Annotated in this window: 16 protein-coding genes; 2 read left to right on the top strand and 14 right to left on the bottom strand. The window is 64.5% G+C overall.

Features of this window, described 5'->3' with window-relative positions; translation table 11 throughout:
• Window positions 1–53: 53 nt before the first annotated feature.
• Window positions 54–545 carry a hypothetical protein gene (locus PQT43_RS30665; RefSeq protein WP_102879170.1) on the bottom strand — a complete coding sequence of 164 codons (492 nt, stop codon included), beginning with the start codon at window positions 543–545 and terminating at the stop codon, window positions 54–56.
• A gap of 156 nt (window positions 546–701) precedes the next feature.
• Window positions 702–1,508 carry a helix-turn-helix domain-containing protein gene (locus PQT43_RS30660; RefSeq protein WP_272755530.1) on the bottom strand — a complete coding sequence of 269 codons (807 nt, stop codon included), beginning with the start codon at window positions 1,506–1,508 and terminating at the stop codon, window positions 702–704.
• Between the two features lie 78 nt (window positions 1,509–1,586).
• Between PQT43_RS30660 and PQT43_RS30655 the strand changes: the two genes are divergently transcribed.
• A complete protein-coding gene (locus PQT43_RS30655) occupies window positions 1,587–2,279 on the top strand; it encodes an aspartate/glutamate racemase family protein (protein WP_102879168.1) in 693 nt (230 codons plus the stop codon).
• Window positions 2,280–2,556: 277 nt separating this feature from the next.
• On the opposite strand, the gene PQT43_RS30650 is transcribed toward PQT43_RS30655, so the two are convergent.
• Both PQT43_RS30650 and PQT43_RS30645 read right to left on the bottom strand, forming a co-directional pair.
• Complete coding sequence (locus PQT43_RS30650; RefSeq protein WP_213666480.1) at window positions 2,557–3,069, bottom strand: GNAT family N-acetyltransferase; 513 nt, start codon at window positions 3,067–3,069, stop codon at window positions 2,557–2,559.
• Window positions 3,070–3,160: 91 nt separating this feature from the next.
• Window positions 3,161–5,056 (bottom strand): hypothetical protein, encoded by a 1,896-nt coding sequence (locus PQT43_RS30645; RefSeq protein ID WP_146232978.1) that lies wholly within the window; start codon window positions 5,054–5,056, stop codon window positions 3,161–3,163.
• Window positions 5,057–5,310: 254 nt separating this feature from the next.
• Between PQT43_RS30645 and PQT43_RS30640 the strand changes: the two genes are divergently transcribed.
• Window positions 5,311–5,706 (top strand): hypothetical protein, encoded by a 396-nt coding sequence (locus PQT43_RS30640; protein ID WP_123390602.1) that lies wholly within the window; start codon window positions 5,311–5,313, stop codon window positions 5,704–5,706.
• 66 nt (window positions 5,707–5,772) lie between these two features.
• Here PQT43_RS30640 and PQT43_RS30635 read toward each other — a convergent pair whose 3' ends face one another.
• From PQT43_RS30635 to PQT43_RS30590, 10 genes are all read right to left on the bottom strand, one after another.
• Window positions 5,773–6,750 carry a LysR family transcriptional regulator gene (locus tag PQT43_RS30635; protein ID WP_102879164.1) on the bottom strand — a complete coding sequence of 326 codons (978 nt, stop codon included), beginning with the start codon at window positions 6,748–6,750 and terminating at the stop codon, window positions 5,773–5,775.
• Window positions 6,751–6,832: 82 nt separating this feature from the next.
• Window positions 6,833–7,789 carry a peptidylprolyl isomerase gene (locus PQT43_RS30630; protein WP_272755529.1) on the bottom strand — a complete coding sequence of 319 codons (957 nt, stop codon included), beginning with the start codon at window positions 7,787–7,789 and terminating at the stop codon, window positions 6,833–6,835.
• On the bottom strand, window positions 7,786–8,271 hold the full coding sequence (locus PQT43_RS30625) for a YbjN domain-containing protein (RefSeq protein ID WP_213666477.1): 486 nt from the start codon (window positions 8,269–8,271) through the stop codon (window positions 7,786–7,788). The genes PQT43_RS30630 and PQT43_RS30625 overlap by 4 nt, the downstream gene beginning before the upstream one ends.
• Before the next feature lie 20 nt (window positions 8,272–8,291).
• A complete protein-coding gene (locus PQT43_RS30620) occupies window positions 8,292–8,939 on the bottom strand; it encodes a DNA repair protein (RefSeq protein ID WP_102879161.1) in 648 nt (215 codons plus the stop codon).
• Window positions 8,940–8,956: 17 nt separating this feature from the next.
• Window positions 8,957–10,648 carry a putative porin gene (locus PQT43_RS30615; protein WP_272755528.1) on the bottom strand — a complete coding sequence of 564 codons (1,692 nt, stop codon included), beginning with the start codon at window positions 10,646–10,648 and terminating at the stop codon, window positions 8,957–8,959.
• Between the two features lie 40 nt (window positions 10,649–10,688).
• Window positions 10,689–11,405, bottom strand: coding sequence for an energy transducer TonB family protein (locus PQT43_RS30610; protein WP_102879159.1), 717 nt, complete (start codon window positions 11,403–11,405; stop codon window positions 10,689–10,691).
• 3 nt (window positions 11,406–11,408) lie between these two features.
• Entirely contained in the window at window positions 11,409–11,834 is a 426-nt protein-coding gene (locus PQT43_RS30605; RefSeq protein ID WP_011061113.1) for an ExbD/TolR family protein, read from the bottom strand.
• Between the two features lie 11 nt (window positions 11,835–11,845).
• The gene (locus PQT43_RS30600; RefSeq protein WP_110596863.1) at window positions 11,846–13,663 is read right to left on the bottom strand and encodes a DUF2341 domain-containing protein; all 1,818 of its coding nucleotides are present in this window, start codon (window positions 13,661–13,663) and stop codon (window positions 11,846–11,848) included.
• Between the two features lie 19 nt (window positions 13,664–13,682).
• Window positions 13,683–15,356 carry a ShlB/FhaC/HecB family hemolysin secretion/activation protein gene (locus tag PQT43_RS30595; protein ID WP_272755525.1) on the bottom strand — a complete coding sequence of 558 codons (1,674 nt, stop codon included), beginning with the start codon at window positions 15,354–15,356 and terminating at the stop codon, window positions 13,683–13,685.
• 32 nt (window positions 15,357–15,388) lie between these two features.
• Entirely contained in the window at window positions 15,389–15,991 is a 603-nt protein-coding gene (locus PQT43_RS30590) for a transposase (RefSeq protein WP_019093945.1), read from the bottom strand.
• Window positions 15,992–16,621 lie beyond the last annotated feature (630 nt).

The following is a 16,621-nucleotide window of genomic DNA, read 5'->3' as shown; positions in this document are numbered from 1 at the left end:
GCAAGACTTGTACATGGCCGGAGGCCGCTTTCGCCGGCGAGCCAGCGCCTGCATCAGGCGCGCTCGCGGGGGATCAGGCTCTGCAATTGGGCCGCCAGGAAGTTGCCGTCGAAAACGAAGGTGTCGGGGTCCTTGAGGCCGTTGGTCTTGCGCCATTGCCAGGCGCCGCTGGCCTCGCCCACCAGGGAAACACTGCCCAGGCGCGCCGCCGTCAGGCCGATCACCGCCAGGGAAATCTGCCCATTGGGCCCCATCACATCCGGGACGAACTCCACTGGTTTGCCAGCGATGACGATGGTCAGCTTCTCGCTGTAGAAGCTGGAGCTTTCCAACGGCAATGCCGGGCTGAAGGCCACATAAGGCTCGCGGTGCAGCTCCAGCAGATCCGGCAGCAGCACCGGTGCCAGCCACTGTTCAATCTGCCCGAACAGCTCATGAATACGCCGGGCCCAAACCACCGACTGGCTGTCGAACAGCTGCTTCTTGTGGGCTTCGCTGGCGGCGTAGTGGCGGAGCATCTCGCCCAGTTGCTGGATATCGTCCATTGCGGTGTGTCCCTGGCATCGACCTTTGGGAACAGCAGGTCGCCGGTATTGATCATGGCAGATGCCGGTCCCGGGCGTTGGGGTGTTTACCCCAGGGCCAGCCCATTCCTCTAGCCGCTGGCACCGGCCTTGCCCCGGCATGTCGCTGCGGGCCGTTTACTGCCCGCGGCTGGGATACCGGACAGGTACAGGGAGGCACGATTGAAAACGCAGCCGGTACTGGCGCGGGGTCAGGCCGAGGCTTTTGCGCAAGGCGCTGCCCAGGTGCGATTGGTGGGCAAAGCCGCTGTCGTGGGCAATGGCCGCCAGGGGCAGGTCCGTATGCTCCAGCAGGCGCCGGGCCGCTTGCAGCCGCACCTCGGTGACCCAGGCATGGGGCGTCAGGCCGACGGCGCGGCGAAAGTCCCGCAGCAGGCGCAGTTCGTTGTGACCGTAAGTGAGTGCCAATTGCGCCAGGGACAAGGGCTGGGCGTACTGGTCGGCCATCTGCTCCAGCACCTGCCCCAGCCGTGGTAACGGCGCCGTGGGAATGTGGCGGGAATGGGACAGACCGACAAAGGCCAGGGCACAGTGCTCCAGGGCCAACTCATCGATGACAGGCGCCAACAGCAGGCGCCGGGCCTCACGCCCCAGGGCCAGGGCCTCGGCATGCCCCGGACGCTGCAGGCGGCGCTCGCCGGGGATCAGCGGCGTCTGCTCCTGCCAGCGCGCCAGCAGGTATTCACCGCCACGGGCAGATTCGGAGAACACCTCAACGCCCTTGGGCGTCAAGGCCAGGGTGCCGGGCCAGGTGTCGAAATCCTCGCGCCGATCGGAGTCGATGGCATGCACCCCGCGCTGGCGTTCCAGGGTCACGCCCAGGGTCTGCCACTGCGCCGGATCGCGCGCGCTGTAGGCGGCTGCGGGCAACAGTTGCAGAAGCAGCCGACCGCCCAGCAGACGGTGTTCGAGGACCTCGGGCATGTGAAATTTCCTGATAGATCGCCAGCTCAGGCGAGACGAAACTGAAGCTCACTCACCCACACCACAGAGGAGTTGCCCATGCGCACCATCGGCCTGATCGGCGGCATGAGCTGGGAGTCCAGCGCCGAATACTACCGCCTGATCAATCAGCAGGTTCGCGATCAATTGGGGCCGCTGCGCTCGGCGCGGTTGCTAATGTACAGCGTCGACTTCGGGCCTGTCGAACAGGCCCAGCACGCCGGGCGCTGGGATGAAGCGGCGCGGATTCTGATAGACGCCGCCCAGCGATTGCAGGACGGCGGCGCCGAGTGCCTGGTGCTCTGTACCAACACCATGCACAAGGTGGCCGAGCAGATTCAGGCGGCCACTGCCGTGCCCTTCCTGCATATCGCCGACCCCACGGCCCAGGCCGCTCTCGCGGCCGGCACCCTGAACGTCGGGCTGCTGGGCACCGCCTTCACCATGGAGCAGGAGTTCCTCAAGAGCCGCCTGAGCCAACAAGGACTGAATGTACTGGTGCCCGATGCGCAGGAGCGCCAGGCGGTGCACCGGATCATCTATGAGGAATTGTGCGTGGGGGTCATCAGCGACGCGTCGCGCCGGGTGTACCAGCAGGTGATCGAATCACTCAGGGCCCGCGGCGCCCAGGCCATCATCCTCGGCTGCACGGAAATCGGCCTGCTGCTCAAGCCAGAGCACAGCCCCCTGCCCCTGCTCGACACCACCGAATTACATGCCCGGGCGGCGGTGGATTTTGCTTTGCTGGAGTGAACCTCAAGGCCCGCAGGGCCTTGCTTGGCGATCGCCTGCCGAACTTCGGGCGGCCTCAAGATCCCCGCGTCTCCTGCGGAGCCGTTCGCAGCCTGCGGCAGCGGCTACAAAATGGCTCGGCACTGACCTGTAGCCGCTGCCGAGCCCTGGCGAGGCTGCGAAAAGGCCCGCAGGGCCTTGCTTGGCGATCACCTGCCGAACCTCGGGCGGACTCAAGATCCCTGCGTCTCCTGCTGAGCCGATCGCAGCCTGCGGCAGCGGCTACACAAACTCGGCCTCAACGACGCAGACGGGCCATGCTCAGCACGTCGACGTATTGCCCGCCACGGATGGCGTAGTCCCGCAGCTGGCCTTCGGTTTCAAAGCCGAACTTCTGGTACAGGCCGATGGCCGCCTGGTTGTCGGCATACACCGTGAGTTCGACCCGGCGCAGGTTCATCCAGTTATCCGCCACCTCCAGCACCGCCGCCAGCAGACGGCTGCCGACGCCCTGGCGCTGCCAGGCCGGGGACACCCCCATGGCCACGTCCGCGCAATGGGCGCGGCGCACCCGCGCCACCTGCTGCAGGCTGCAACTGCCGATCACCGCGCCCTGGTGCAGGGCCACCAGGGCCACCAGCCCTTCATTGTCCTGCCCCAGCCCCACGCGCTTGCGCCACAACTCGCGGGACTGATAAGGCAGTTGCAGAGTCTGAGCGGCCACGCTGGGTTCGCTGTACAACGCGGTCAGGCCGTCGATATGGGCTTCGGTGCAACGCTCGATAACGATAGTGGGATTGGCGTTAGGCATGGCCGGTCTTCCTTGAAGTGGAAATGGCCATCGAGTGTAAGGGCATGAGTGCGACGCTGGCGAGGCACTCAAGCGCAGAGCGGCACAGGCCTCAGAAACCATTGCCCTGCAGCTCGGGCGACTGACTGTGCTGGCGACGCAGATCCTCGGCGTAGCGTGCAGGTGAAAGCCATTGCAAAACCAAGCGTTGCAAGGCATCTGGCAATGCCAGGTAGCGAAACACCCCCGGGTTCAAGGTTTCTAGCGGGGCCAGGTGCAATGCCGACAGATAGAAGCGCACATCACGCAGGCACTCGTAAGGACGCAGGCCGCCAATGCGCATGACCGACTTATCCTTGCCCGTTCCGAACGCTGCATTGATGCAGCGCTTGAGGATCGCCGCCTCGATCTCCCCCTCGGCACTGGCGGCGCTCAAGGCAGCTTGCAGAAGCTCGCTCAGGCGCTGCAACGGATTGCACAGGTACTCAAGCGGGTGTTCACAGTGAGCGAGGATGTAGCGGTTGTATTGGTGGATCATGATGAGCGCCACATCCGTGCCCATCGGGCTCAGGGTGCGCGTACAACGGCCGAATTGGGTTTCATAGGCAATCCGGTGACGGATGTCCCGTTGATCGACACAGTCATCGAGAATCGCCTCCAGCTTGTCCGTGGCATGGGGCTGGAACCCTGGGTCGTACTTGTATTTGAAGGCATAGACGAAGGCAAGGAGCTCCATCGCCAGCCACCCCAGGTGATGCTGGGCGTGATAGGTATCCAACAGCATCTTGAGCGCCTTGATCTGCTGTTGAGCCGCCACTGCAAGCAGTTGCTCACGCTGCGGCCCTTCGGTTTGTGCAGCCTCGACCAGGGGCCTGAGGGCCAACGCGGCCTTTGCGAACGCCTCCTCACCCAGAAGCCGCTGAATCAGGGTCAAGGAAGAAGAAAAGATTGCGTTGAGCAGGAACAGCGACAACGGCATGTCCTGGAACAGTGCCAGCCAGTGCTCCCGGTCTGCCCCGTATCTCCTAACCAACACCTGAACACTGTTTTCGACCCGTTGCAGCCGGCGCCCGACATCAAGGTCACTCTTGATCTGCTCCAGCAAGACATAGGCATGGAACTGCCCGGCATTGTGCTCGATCAGGCTGCGAGTCGCCTTTGAGCGCCCTACTTGCCTGGCGTGTTGCGACAGAAAGTCACCGGGTTCCACATGCTTGATCCGGGCTTTGAAAAGGCTCACCAGGGTGCCGAACTGCAAGCTCGGCAAGCGTCCGCCAACCCTGGCATCACGCCTGGCCTGCCGATAAAGGTTGCGGTGTACTTCGTGCAACTCATCCGGCAGCACCGGCCGGGGCTCCGGCAACGACCAGCGACCAGCGGCATGCAGCACCTTGGCACCTTCGAGCAACTGCTCCAGTTGCTGGATGACGGCCTGGGCTTTCTTCAGCGGTCGACCCAATGCCAACTCCAACGCCTTCAAGGGCGCGTCGACCGAAGTTCTAGCGGGAAACGAATCATGACGAATCAGGCGCCCCAAGCATCGCAGGAACTGCAAGACAGCCACCAGCGCCCTTTGCTGGGGAATCTTCAAGCCCTGCGCGACCTGTAGCAGAGACGCTTCCAGGCTCGCCAGAATGGCCTCCCGGGTCGCCACCGGGTCGCCGAACAGCCGGTCCCCATAGCACTCATGGCAACGTGCCAGATAGCGCAATGGGATCGATGCCTGCTCGTTCTCCAGCGCGTCCTCAAACATCTGCTCAAGCTGTGGCCACACGATCAGCCAGAAATACAAGTGCGCAGCACCTACGTCCTTGTCGGGAAACAGGGCCACAACCCCCAGGTGCTTGTGAATCTCCCGCACATTGCCCAACACCGGGGTCAGCAGCGGATCATCGGTCCCGCCCGTGATTCGCCGTGTCACTACGTCAAGCATTGCCGCCTCGCGCTTCTGGCGCTGCTCCAGGCTTTGGCCCTGCCGTGGCAAGGGCTCCTTCGACCTTTTGAACACTGCACGCTCGTAAAACAGCTCGATGACTTCGTGAAACTTGGGAATCCTGTTAATCAAACCGCGCCCACCCTCCGTTGTTCTGCGCCCATCCTGAGAGGTTCGTCGTGGCGCTACAACATTTTCCCGTCATCCCCTCGTTGAATTGCACAAATCGGGGCGCGGCCATCAATTAACGTGTCGGGCCTCCGAGGTCAGTCACAAACCGCCTCGGTGGACCCCATCCACTGAACAAGCAATGCACAAGGAACCACCCGATGTCCTACAAAGATGACAACGACGCATTTGAGCTCAAACAACGGCAAATCGACGCCATGGAACAAGCACTGCTTGTGGCCCGTGGCATTCCCCGGGCTGAAGCAGCCGAGATCGTGGCAGAGCGCAAGCGCCTGCAAGACGCCTACGCCGGTGACCCTGGCGTCAACCCGGTGCCAGGCGTATGGATCAACCCAGAGGGCGAGGACCTTGAGGGTGACGTGCCGGCAAACCGGCAGGAGGCCATCAAAGCCAACGCTATCGCCAAAGACCTGCTCGGCGACGAGTTCAGCACCGACACCCAGTGGAACATCGCCCACTTCCCCGACAAGAACACCAGCACCGCCGACATGCCAGACGACTGGGAGGATCTCATGCCCCCCGAAACCAAGGCATGAGCCTGAGTGCCCGGTCCGGACAGCGCCAGGCGTTCGGACCGGGCCACTCCCACGGGGCGGCGCGCCTCAAACAAACCAATCCTCACGCTCGCTGAAGGTGTTGAGGATCAGCTCCACCAGTTGCTGCACCTGTTCCTCATGCTGCACCTGGGCATTCACCGCCAGCCAGGCCCGGCGCTGCATGGGCTCGCTGAACAACCCCGGCAAGGCAGTCAGGCCGCGGTCGAAATGGCTGATGTACTGAGGCAGCAAGCCGATGCAGGCGCTGCAGCGGATCATCTCCAGCATCAGTTCATAGACATGGACGTGCACCACCCCTGCCAGGCGTTGTTCCACCAGGCTGTTCCAGGGCCGGAACGGCTCTACCTGACAGTCGTGCTGCCACTGCACCAGCATGTAGTCGGCCAGGTCGTCGAGGCTGTCGGGACGGGCCGCCACCCGCGAGTAGCGCTTGGCGATGTGTGGCAGGTAGTCGATGCGCGCCAGGGGCAGCGGCTCGCGGGTGGCGAAACTGGGCCCCGGCAGCGGTGAGTCTTCGGCCGCCAGCCACAGCACCAGATCGGCGCTCAGGGCTTGCAGGGACAGGTCGCTGTCAATGGAGATGATCTCCAGGCGGGCGCTGGCATTGCGCCGCAGCAAGGCGATCAGGTCGCGACCGAGAATGTCGTGGAGGATGGTTTGCGCCACGGCAACCCGAATCAACGGCTGCTCGATCACCGGCAGCCGCCGCTGGTGGGCCAGGGCAATCAGTTGTGCCTGCAGTTGCAGGCCCTCGCGGCTCAGGCTCAAGGCACTCCCCTGATAACAGAACAGTGAACGGCGCAGGTGCTCTTCCAGCAAGGCCAGTTGCTTGCGCAACAGCGTGGCCTTGATGTTCAGGCTGCGGGCTGCCTGCATGAAGCAACCGCAGCGGGCACTGACCAGGAAATACTGGGCGACCTCAGGATCGACCCCGGCGGCCAGGGCCAGCCAGGCTTCCCGGGGTTCCTGGGGCGCAACGTAGGGTGCGACACCCTGGTGTGGAGCGGGTTCGAGAAATGACATTGGTGACTCCCTGTCTTGTTGAGTGTTGCTTCCTTGGCGGGCGGCGGGGACCGTGAGATCGCCTTCGCTGGCAAGCCGGCGCCTACAGCTTGTCCTCCAGTACCTGATTGAGCACCGCGCCATCGATGCTCAGGGTCGCGGTGTTGAGCATGCCTTCCAGGTAGGCCTTGGCGATCTGCTCCTGGCGCTGGGCGCGCAGGGCCTGGGTCAGGCGATCACGCAACTCGTCCAGGCTGGCAGTGCGCGCCGGTTGCTGTTCGGTGAGCTTGAGCACATGGAAACCCGCCGAGCTCTGCACCACCTCGGAGACGCCACCGACCTTGAGCCGGGCCACGGCGCTGCGCACTTCCGGCACCAGTTGCTGCAAAGGTTGCAATCCCGCGTCGCCACCGCGCTGGGCGCTGCCCGAGTCCTGAGAATACTGCTCCGCCAAGGCGGCAAACTCACCCGGCGCGGCCTGGGCCTTGCGGCTCAGTTCCTGCGCTTGGCGGCGTACCTGCTCGACAGCCTGCGGGTCGGCGACGGCGAGGAAGATCTGGCTGACCCGGTACAGCGGCGGGGTCAGCCACGCCGACTTGCCGCTGTCATAGACCTGCTGCAGTTCGGCGGCGCTGGGGTAGTCCGCCGGGACCTGGCTGACCGACTGCAGATAGTCGCGAAACACGATCTGCTCGGTGGCGGCGCGGGTCTGCTGCTCCACCTCCGGGCGCTGGCGCCAGCCCTGGGCATCGGCCTGTTCCAGCACGGCCTTTTCCGCCAAGCGCGAACGTATCCAGGCTTCCAGGGCCGGGCGGTTGCCGCGCAATTGCCCCCGGGACTCCTCGGGCAGGCTGGCGAACAGCGCCTTGAGTTCCTCGGCTGCCACCTGCTGGTTGCCCAGGCGCGCCACGGTCGGTGTTGTCGCCAGTGACTGTTGCAGCACAGCCGGTGCCGGCTGCTGCGCCGCCACCGGGTCGTTGCCCGGGCGCAGGGCCAGCCCCAGCGCCAGGCCGAGCAAGGTCAGTGCCCCGGCACCGACCACCAGGGTCGGCTTTTTCACAGGCTGGCCACCTCTTCCTGGGGTTGGCTTTGCGGCGCCTGGGGCTGCTCGGCCTGGGCCTGCAACTGGGCCGCCTGCTGGCTGTATTCGCGCAGGTAAACGATGAACTCCTGCAACAGCCGATCCCACAACTCCAGCTGGCTGCGCAGGTGAGTTTCGCCGACCCCGGCCACCACCACGTCCATCTCCATCACCAGGAATTCGCCCTGCAGCGACAACCGGGCAAAGCGCCGCGAAGCGTTCCACAATTGCGCCAGCCCCGCCGGCAGCTCACCCTGCACCCGCAAGGCGCAGCTGTAGGTGAAGTCCACATAGTGCCCGGCCTCGCTGCCCGGGTTGCCGAAACGCACGGCGTAGCCGATGCCCTGGCTGGCGCTGAGCAACTGCACGATGCCGTTCTGTTCGGTCTGGTTGACCCGGTAGCCGGCGCCTTGCAGCAGGTCGGTGAGGCTGTCGGTGGTGACGCTGGTAATCAAAGTCATGGTCATCTCTTCCCTGGTGATCAGTGGGCGCTCGCCGCCTGCGGGGCGTCGAACTGGGTCTGGTAAAGCTCGTCGCCAAAGCCCTGGGCCAGTTCCTCGAACTTGACCCGGGCGCTGCCGGCGAAGGGCTGACGGATTTTCACCAGCTCAGCCACATCGATTTTTTCGTAGGCCGCCAGGATCTGTTTGGCGACGCCGTACATCTGTTGATTCTTGACCGCACATTGCTGCACTTGTGTGTCACGTTCGCTCAATTGCGCCTGCAATTTCGCCCGCTCGGCCTCCTTGCCCCGGGCCAGCACCAGCAGATCCTCATAGGCTTTCTTGAACTTGCCCAACTGCTCGCTGCTGGCCGCCGCCTGGGCTTGGGCCTGGCTTTGCAGGTTCTGCTGCTGGCCGGCCAGTTGCTCGGCCACGCCGCGGGTCTTGGCCAGCTCGGCGCTCAGTTGCTTGACCTCGGCCTGGGCTTGCTTGGCCGCGTTCTCGGCGGCGATCCGCGCCGCCGCGGCCTGGGCCTGCTCGCTTTGCAGGGCCTGCAACTGCTGGGTGGTGCTGCGCAACTGGGTGCGCAGGCGTTCTTCCATGCCTTCGGCGCTAGCGCTGGCGCTGGCCAGCACGCCCCAGGCCACTAACAGGCTGACCGCCCCTGCCCTCGCTCGGCTGTTCATAACCTTCCTCCTGATGCTTAGAAGCGCGTGTTGAGTTCAAGCTGCATGACGTCGACTTCATAACGCGGCCCGTAGACTTCCGAGGCGCTCATGTAGCGGGCCGTGGCGTAGATGTTCTTGTCGATGCCGTAATTGCCGCCGACGAAATAGCCCTTGGCGTTGGTGCCCCCCAGGTGGAACGAGGAATCGTTGAAACCGTCGGGCAAGGCATCGGGCTGGATGTACTTGTAGCCAGCCAACAGGTTCCAATCGCCGGACTTCTTCATCTCCAGGGCGTTGCCCAGGGTGAACTGCACCAGCAGCGCGTTGCCGCCGCTTTCGAACTGGCCGTTGCGGTTGATGTTGTTGACGATCTCGCCCTCGCTACGCTTGAGCATCTCGCCCTTGTCGTAGGCCAGGTTGCGGATGAAGTTGGTCTGGCTGCGCAGGCGCAGGTCGTCCGGCAATTCGGTGTCCCAGGCCAGGTTCAGGTCGAGCACGTCGAACTTGGAGGCCAGGCCGACGAACTGCGGCTGCGGGGTCAGGCCCGGGGTGGCCGGGTTGGGGGTGATGTCGCGCAGCAGGAACACGCTGTTGCCCTTCTGCATGAAGGCCACGCGCGAGCCGTCGGTGTCGCAGCCCGGAGCCCCGGCCCAGGGCGCGCAGGGACTGGAGCGCTGGCCTTCGATGTCGTCGAAGCGGTAGTAGGCCAAGGCGCCTTTGAGGCTGTTGCTGCGGTTGATCTTCCAGTTGGCGCCGATCTGCCCGCCGAACAGCCACTTGGTGTCGCTCTCGTTCTTGTCGAAGCCGTTGCTGGTGGCGGTGTCGTTGGTGTACTCCACCGGGAAGGCGCCCAGGGTGCCGAACAGGCCCCAGTCGCTGCCCAGCTTGTGGTTGAAGATCGCCGCCACACCGTCGAAGTTCAGGTCGTTGGAATACAGCATGTCGGTGGAATAGAACGGGTTGGCGATCCGCCCGCCGGTCAGGGTCAGGTCCTGGCTGGCCTTCCAGGTCAGGTAGCCCTGGTCGAGCCAGATATCCTTCTTGCCGAAGCCGCCGCCCAGGGTCTGGGTGGTGGACACCGGGTTGTTGTCCGAGCCGGTGCCGATGCGGATGCCGGCGGTCCATTCCGGCGAGATCACCGCCTTCATCCCCAGGCGCGCCCGCAGGCGGAACAGGTTGTCGCGGTCCTCACGGCTGTTGAGCAGCGGCGGCAGCTTGCTGTTGGTGTCCTTGTTGACGTCGTAGGGGCCGTTGTCGTTGAGCTTGGCGTAGTCGACAAGCTCGTTGCTGTTGTTGTCGGCAAAGAACCGCGACTCCTGGCGCAGGCGGATGTCACCGTCAAAGCTGATGCGCGAGACCCAGTCCGGAAAGGTGTTGGGCTGGGCCCAGTTTTCCTGCTTGGCGGTGGCCATGACCTCGGCCTTGACCTGATCGCGGATCTGCTCGCGGACGATGGCCGGTACGTATTGCACCCGCACATCACCGGGCGCCGCAGCGGGGCCGGTAGCGGCCACAGCGGTGGCGGCGCGGGCCTGCTGGGCCTCTTTCTCGGCCTGGGCAATCAGCCCGTCGGCCTGCTCCTGCTTCAATACCCCCTGCTGCACCAACAGACGGATCAGGTTGATCGTGGCGTTCTCCGAAGGCGCGGCGGCAGCCGCGGCCTGTCCGGCCAGGGTCAGGGCGACCATGCCGAGCGCCAGGGTCAATCGATTCACGGTGGAAATCATCTGCACACAACTCCTGTAGAAACTGCAAATAGGGGTTCGCTCATTCCGGACGCCGGCCCTTGAGGGACAGGCGCACCGGCAAGGTCAGGGAGGCCGGCATGCGCTCTTTCAGGCGCGGCGTGGCCCGCAGTGCCGCCAGCACCTGCTGGTCGGTCTCGGGATTGCCGCTGGAGCCGGCCAGTTCGGCGCGGGTCACTTGCCCGTCGGCGCCGAGCCACAGGTCCACCTGCAGCGCATAAGCCTTCTTGCGCAGCTCCGGGTCCTCGCGCAGCGCACGCTGGAAGGTCGCCGCCAGGTACTGCTTGTAGGTGCCGGTGCCCAGCCCGCCACCACCGGCGCCGGCCATGCCGCCGCCCTTGCCGGCGCCGACGTTGAAGCCGTCGTTGCCGGACTGGGCGTCGCCGTCGATCTGCATCGGGTTGGCCAGGTCGTCCGCCGGCGATGGCGGTGCTTCTTCCTCCGGCTTGACCTCCTCGGGGGTGGGCGTGGGTTCGGGTTCCGGGATCTTTTCTTCCACCGGCTCCGGCTCCTTGGGTTTTTCCGGCGGCGGTGGCGGCGTTTCCGGAGGCGGCGGCAACGGGATGATGGTTGGCACTTTGGGCGCCTCCCGGCGCACCCCGGCCATGTCATTGGCCCACTGCCACAAAAACCAGGCGGCCACGGCCCCCAGCAGCAATCCGGCGCCCCACTTCAGCAGCTGCACGGCTCGCGGTTTGTTCTGCACCGGAGGCAGTTCGATGGGTTGTTGTGCAGTCATGGCTCAGCCCTGGCTCGGTTTGCCGGTGACCAGGCCGACCTGGGACAACTCCAGGCGGCGCAGCAGGTCGAGGACTTCGATGACCTTCTGGTACTGCACCGTGGCATCGCCACGGACGATGATCGGGAAGTCCGGGTTCTGCGCCTTCTCGATGCGCAGGCGCTCTTCCAGCTCGCCCAGGGTCACCGGGTAGGCATCGAGGAACACCTGACCGCCGTCGTTCACCGAAATGGCCTTGGTCTTGGCCTCGGACAGCGACACCGAGGCGCTGGCCTTGGGCAGGTGGATCTGGATGCCCGAGACCTGGGCGGTGGCGGTGAGGATGAACATCACCAGCACCACCATCAGCACGTCCACCAGGGGCGTGATGTTGATGCTGTCGACGGCGGCATCGTCTTCGTCGTCATGGGAGGCGTTCACGGAAGCCATGGCAGTTCTCCTCAGGCCGGAACCGACGCGTTGCTGTGACTGACCCGCCAGTGGGCGTTCTCGCTGTGCTGGCTCTCGCCATGCAGCTCCGCCAACCGGGTGATGAACTCGTCGACGAACACCCGCATGTCGGCGCCGACTTCCTTGTTGCGGGTGATCAGGCGGTTGTAGCCAAACAGCGCCGGAATCGCGACGAACAGGCCCATGGCGGTGGCCAGCAAGGCCGCGGCCATGCCCGGGGCGATGGCGTTGATGTTGACGTCACCGGCCATGGCGGTGCCGAGGAACACCACCATGATCCCCAGCACCGTGCCCAACAGGCCGATGTAGGGGCCGCCGGCAATGGCGTTGGACAGGGTCGAGAGCTTGGAACTCAGCTGCTGGTTTTCCCGGGTACGCACCCCGTCCATGGAGCAGCGGATAGCCTCGATGGTCGCCGCCGACACCGAGGAGGTATCGGCGCCCTGCTCGCGGCGGGTGCGGATCTCTTTCACCGCCACCAGGTACAGGCGCCACAGCGAGGAGTGCTCCAGGCGGCTGGCCAGGACCTGGTCGTCGGCGAACATCTCCAGGCGCGTACCGACCTTGGCGAACTGCTCGCGAAACAGCGCATTGGCGGCGCTGACCCGGCCGACCATGCGGTTCTTGCGCAGCATGATCACCCAGGACTGGATCATCATCCCCACCAGCACCAGGATGATCACCCAGGCATCCACCGGCACCGCCTTGAGCAGGAAGCCCAGGCTGCCGAAACCAAAACCCGACTGTTCTTCATCGACGCCATAAGCCACCAGCTTCGACTCCGCGCCCTGGGCGCTGGCATCGGCCAGGATCAGTGCCGCCGGACGCGCCACCTTGGACAGCCGCAGCTCGTCCAGGGCCCCGGTGAATGGCAGGAAGTGGCTGGCCTCGGCCCCGGCAGCCGGCGGCAGGTCGGCACCGATGGCCAACGGCGAATTGAAGGTGGGAATAGCCTGGGCCAGGCTCGCGGTTTCGCGGCCGTTGACGTACAGCGCGAGTCGGCTGCCCTCGCCGCTCAGGGCCAGGTGCTGCCACTGCCCCGGGTTCAGCGGCTGGGTGGAGGCGGCGCGCTGGCCGTCCACTTCGACGAAGGGCAGGCCCTGGTTGATGCCGATCAGCAAGCTGCCGGCGCCTTCGCGGCGGGCCAGTAGCAATTGTTCGCCGCTGGCCTGATCCAGGCGTACCCAGGCGCTGAAGGTGAAGGCGCCGCCGGCGTTGTGCTGCAGCGACGGGCTGGCCGGCAGTAACAGCGGCTGGCCGCTGAACTGCAAGGCCCGGCCGATGACCCCGTCAATCGCCGCGCCGGTGGCGTTCTGCGCGGTGTTGCCGTAGGCCGTGGTGTCTTTGGCCGGAGTGCCGTTGCTGCCGTCGAAGTGGTAGATCGCGGTGTAGCTGGGGTCAAAGGTCAGCTGGCCATTGGCGGTGCTCGGGGCCTTCTGGTTGCCGTAGTACATCCAGATGTCCTGGCGCTGGCCGCCTTCGACCTTGGGCACATCGACCCAGATCAGCGCCATGCCCATCAGCGGGTCGAAGCTTTCAATCTGGTGGTTGAGCAGGGTCTTGTCATCGGCGGCGACAAAGCGCAGGTCGGCGCCGTCTTCCTTGACCCCGTCGAAGGTGAAGTTGCCGGTGTGCAGGCGCACCAGCAACGCGGTGCGGCCCAGGGCCTCGTTGATGGCGGCGCCTTGCGGGGTGGTGTCCACGCTGATCTGCTTGCGGTAATGCCAGTCGTCCTGCCACCAGGCATGGGCCGTGGCCGGGAGCACGAAGCCCAGGCAGATCAACAGGCTCAGGAATAAGCGTTGCATGTGAAGGGTCTCCGTAAAGTCAGAACGTCGCTTGCACACTGAAGTGCAGGCGCGGGTCGTATTTCTGGGTGTTGGGGCCGTCTTTGAGCGGGTAGCCCCAGTCGAGGCTGCCGGACAGCCACTTGCTCAAACTGGCGCGGGTGCCGAGGCCAACGCTGGCCAGGCTGTATTGGTCTTCCTGCTCGGGCAGCGGCTCGTGCAGGGACAGGTGCGCGCCTTCGGCAAAGGCGTAGAAGCGCCACTCCTGCACGTAGCTGCCGAGGAACTTGGCCAGGGATGGCGTGCGCAGCTCCTGGGAGAACAGGTAGCCCTCATCCCCGGTGCGCTCGGCGGCCAGATAGCCGCGCACCGAGGTGGCGCCGCCGGCGGAATACTGCTCGTTGGACACCAGGGGCCCCGAGGCCAGCTGGAAGGCGGTCTTGGACGCCGACTGCCAGTCGTTGGCGAAGGTGTAGGTGAAATTCAGGTCGCCCTTGAGCACCGAGAAACTGGCACTGGCCTCATCGCGCTTGTAGTGAAACTCCTCGGCGTCGCTGCCGTAGCCGAAGAAGCGCCGGGTGCCGACGATCAGGTTCAGGCCCAGGCCCAGCTGGGACTTTTCGCTGTAGCGGTAGCCGTTGTAGCCAAAGGTCACCGGGGCGTACTTCAACGGAATCTGGTCGCTGCTGCGGCCAAAGCGCATCTCTTCCTCGAAGTCCTTGAAGTCCACGCCCACCGACAGCGAGTTGGCCCAGTTGCCGGCCGCGGGCAAGGTGTAGATCGCCGACACCCCGTAGGAATGGCCCTTGCCCAGCACGTTGCTGCCACCGATGGTGGCGATGTTGCTGTCGGACTGGTAACCGGAGAACTGCAAGGCCCAGCGATCGCTCAAAGGCGCGCTGTAGGAACCGGACCAGACCTTGGCGTTGTCGGTGTCCTGGGGCGCGGTGAAATAGGTCAGGGAAATGCTGTGGCCCAGCTGCCAGAGGTTGTCGTAGCCGACATTGACCACCGTGCGCAGCTTCTCGGTGTCGGCGCTGTAGTCGTTGTTCAGGCCGACGCTGGCGTGCCAGGGGTTCTGGTCTTCCACTTGCAGGTCCACATCCATGGTCCCCGGGCGCTGGCCTTCACGCACCAGCGGCATGACCTGGCGCCCAGCGCCACGATTGAGCCCGGCCAGCTGGCTTTGCACCGTGGCAAAATCCGGCACCTGGCCTTCTTGCAGCGCCGGCACCTGATCGCGGATCTCCACTGGCGAGTAATGCTTGGCCCCCACCACCCGCACCCGACCGACCTTGGTTTCACTGACCTGCAGATAAACGATGCCGTCCTCGACCTTCTGCTCCGGCAGCTCGACGAACACCGACTGGTAGCCGCGCTCCTGATAGACCTTCTGCAGCGCATCCCGGGCGCCTTCGATATCGGCCAGGGCTTTTTGCGGGCCGAGGAACGGGTACACCGCCTCCTCGATGGCCCGGGCATCGAGCACCGTATTGCCGCGCACGAAGTATTCATTGACGTCCACCAAGCGCGCCGCCGTGGCTTCGACCGCAACCGGCTCACCCTCCTCGGCCTGCACCGCTGGCGCCAGCGCCAGCAACGTCAACCAGCCGCACAACGGCCACCAGCGCCCGCCACTGCCGGGTCGCCCTGATTTGCCCAAATGCTCCACACCGCCCCCTAGAAGTCTGAAAATTGGCGCGCGTACGCGCATTGCCGTCGCCGTCTGCACAGCGTTTGGCCGCTTCAATTGCTGCTGATCGAGGTGTTTTCGTGGCGCGCCAGCCAGGTGTGCAACAGCGCAAAATTCAGCGAGAACTCGGGCATTTGCAGCAGAGCGCCGCAAAACACTTCACCGATGATTTTCTGGATCAACTGCACCGCCCGCGGGTTGTTCAACAGCGTGGCGATGTCGCGACTCAGGACACTGAAGCTCCAGACCTTCTGGTTCAGATCCAGACCGACGAACCAACGGAACAACAGGTTGTAACTGAGCTGTTCATACAGCTGCTGCTCGCTGGGCACCGAATACAGCAACTGCAGCAACAGAATGTGCATCACCGTACGCGGCGCGATCAGCATGCCGGGCTCGGCATTGAGGCCCTGGAGCAGATCGCGGTGCTGATCCAGCAACTCATCGATCTGCGGACGCAGCAGCACCAGCGAATGCCCCGGCGGGATATAGCTGGCCACCTCCTTCAAGGCGCCCTGCCAATCATCCTGGGACACGATCCAGACCCACGGCGCGCCGTAGCGATAGACCGACACCGGCTTCTTGCGCGCCGCCTCGACGATCTTCGACAGCCGTTGATCCAGCTCCTGCATGCCCACTTTCGAGTAGCGTTCCATAGTCCCCATAGCCTCACTCCCGGCGTCCCGCCTCGGCTTAAAAAAGTGGCCTGGCGGCCCCCTCAAGCGCGTTACATACCCAAGACGTGCGTGGCCATGTGCTACCGAACTTTTGTCATAAAAGCTTCATTCACGAGGGAAGCGCGCGAACGTTGTAGGAGCCGGCTTGCCGGCGAAGACAGCCGGCCGGACAACGCTGACCTGTCTTTATTCCGCGCACGACCAGACCGCCCTCTTCGCCGGCAAGCCGGCTCCTACGAGAGGGAATTGTTGAGCTGAAGAAGGCTTAAAAATGCGCCGCCGGACGGGCGCGCCGTTTGCCGTGGCTTTGGCTTTGGCTTTTGATCTTGATCTTCAAGCCCCTTCCCAGCCGGCCGAACGCAGGCGTTGCGTAGGGGGCAGCTCGGCAAGGATGCCGAGCTAGCCGCCACCCGGCCATGGATGGCCGGTTGGCGGCGGCCCCCGGAGCAATGCCGGAGAGAGGGAACCCCGAGCCTTAGCGAGGGGCCCATGGAGGGGCAAGCCCTTTTGGTTACTTTTACGGCGATTGGTAAAAGTGACTCGCTGTAAGAGCCATCCCTTTCAAGGTCTTGAGTAAAATCCGCTAAAACTCATTCAGGAAGATCCGAA

This window comes from Pseudomonas sp. BLCC-B112 (genome assembly GCF_028550695.1).
Taxonomy (GTDB): domain Bacteria; phylum Pseudomonadota; class Gammaproteobacteria; order Pseudomonadales; family Pseudomonadaceae; genus Aquipseudomonas; species Aquipseudomonas danubii.
Note: the sequence above shows the minus strand (reverse complement) of the source record. Positions and strands in the feature narration are given on the sequence as shown.

Excerpts from the sequence above, each read along its gene's own strand:
- PQT43_RS30665 (WP_102879170.1), bottom strand. The coding sequence starts at position 545 with ATGGACGATATCCAGCAACTGGGCGAGATGCTCCGCCACTACGCCGCC.
- PQT43_RS30660 (WP_272755530.1), bottom strand. The coding sequence starts at position 1,508 with ATGCCCGAGGTCCTCGAACACCGTCTGCTGGGCGGTCGGCTGCTTCTG.
- PQT43_RS30655 (WP_102879168.1), top strand. The coding sequence starts at position 1,587 with ATGCGCACCATCGGCCTGATCGGCGGCATGAGCTGGGAGTCCAGCGCC.
- PQT43_RS30650 (WP_213666480.1), bottom strand. The coding sequence starts at position 3,069 with ATGCCTAACGCCAATCCCACTATCGTTATCGAGCGTTGCACCGAAGCC.
- PQT43_RS30640 (WP_123390602.1), top strand. The coding sequence starts at position 5,311 with ATGTCCTACAAAGATGACAACGACGCATTTGAGCTCAAACAACGGCAA.
- PQT43_RS30635 (WP_102879164.1), bottom strand. The coding sequence starts at position 6,750 with ATGTCATTTCTCGAACCCGCTCCACACCAGGGTGTCGCACCCTACGTT.
- PQT43_RS30625 (WP_213666477.1), bottom strand. The coding sequence starts at position 8,271 with ATGACTTTGATTACCAGCGTCACCACCGACAGCCTCACCGACCTGCTG.
- PQT43_RS30620 (WP_102879161.1), bottom strand. The coding sequence starts at position 8,939 with ATGAACAGCCGAGCGAGGGCAGGGGCGGTCAGCCTGTTAGTGGCCTGG.
- PQT43_RS30615 (WP_272755528.1), bottom strand. The coding sequence starts at position 10,648 with ATGATTTCCACCGTGAATCGATTGACCCTGGCGCTCGGCATGGTCGCC.
- PQT43_RS30610 (WP_102879159.1), bottom strand. The coding sequence starts at position 11,405 with ATGACTGCACAACAACCCATCGAACTGCCTCCGGTGCAGAACAAACCG.
- PQT43_RS30605 (WP_011061113.1), bottom strand. The coding sequence starts at position 11,834 with ATGGCTTCCGTGAACGCCTCCCATGACGACGAAGACGATGCCGCCGTC.
- PQT43_RS30600 (WP_110596863.1), bottom strand. The coding sequence starts at position 13,663 with ATGCAACGCTTATTCCTGAGCCTGTTGATCTGCCTGGGCTTCGTGCTC.
- PQT43_RS30595 (WP_272755525.1), bottom strand. The coding sequence starts at position 15,356 with ATGCGCGTACGCGCGCCAATTTTCAGACTTCTAGGGGGCGGTGTGGAG.
- PQT43_RS30590 (WP_019093945.1), bottom strand. The coding sequence starts at position 15,991 with ATGGAACGCTACTCGAAAGTGGGCATGCAGGAGCTGGATCAACGGCTG.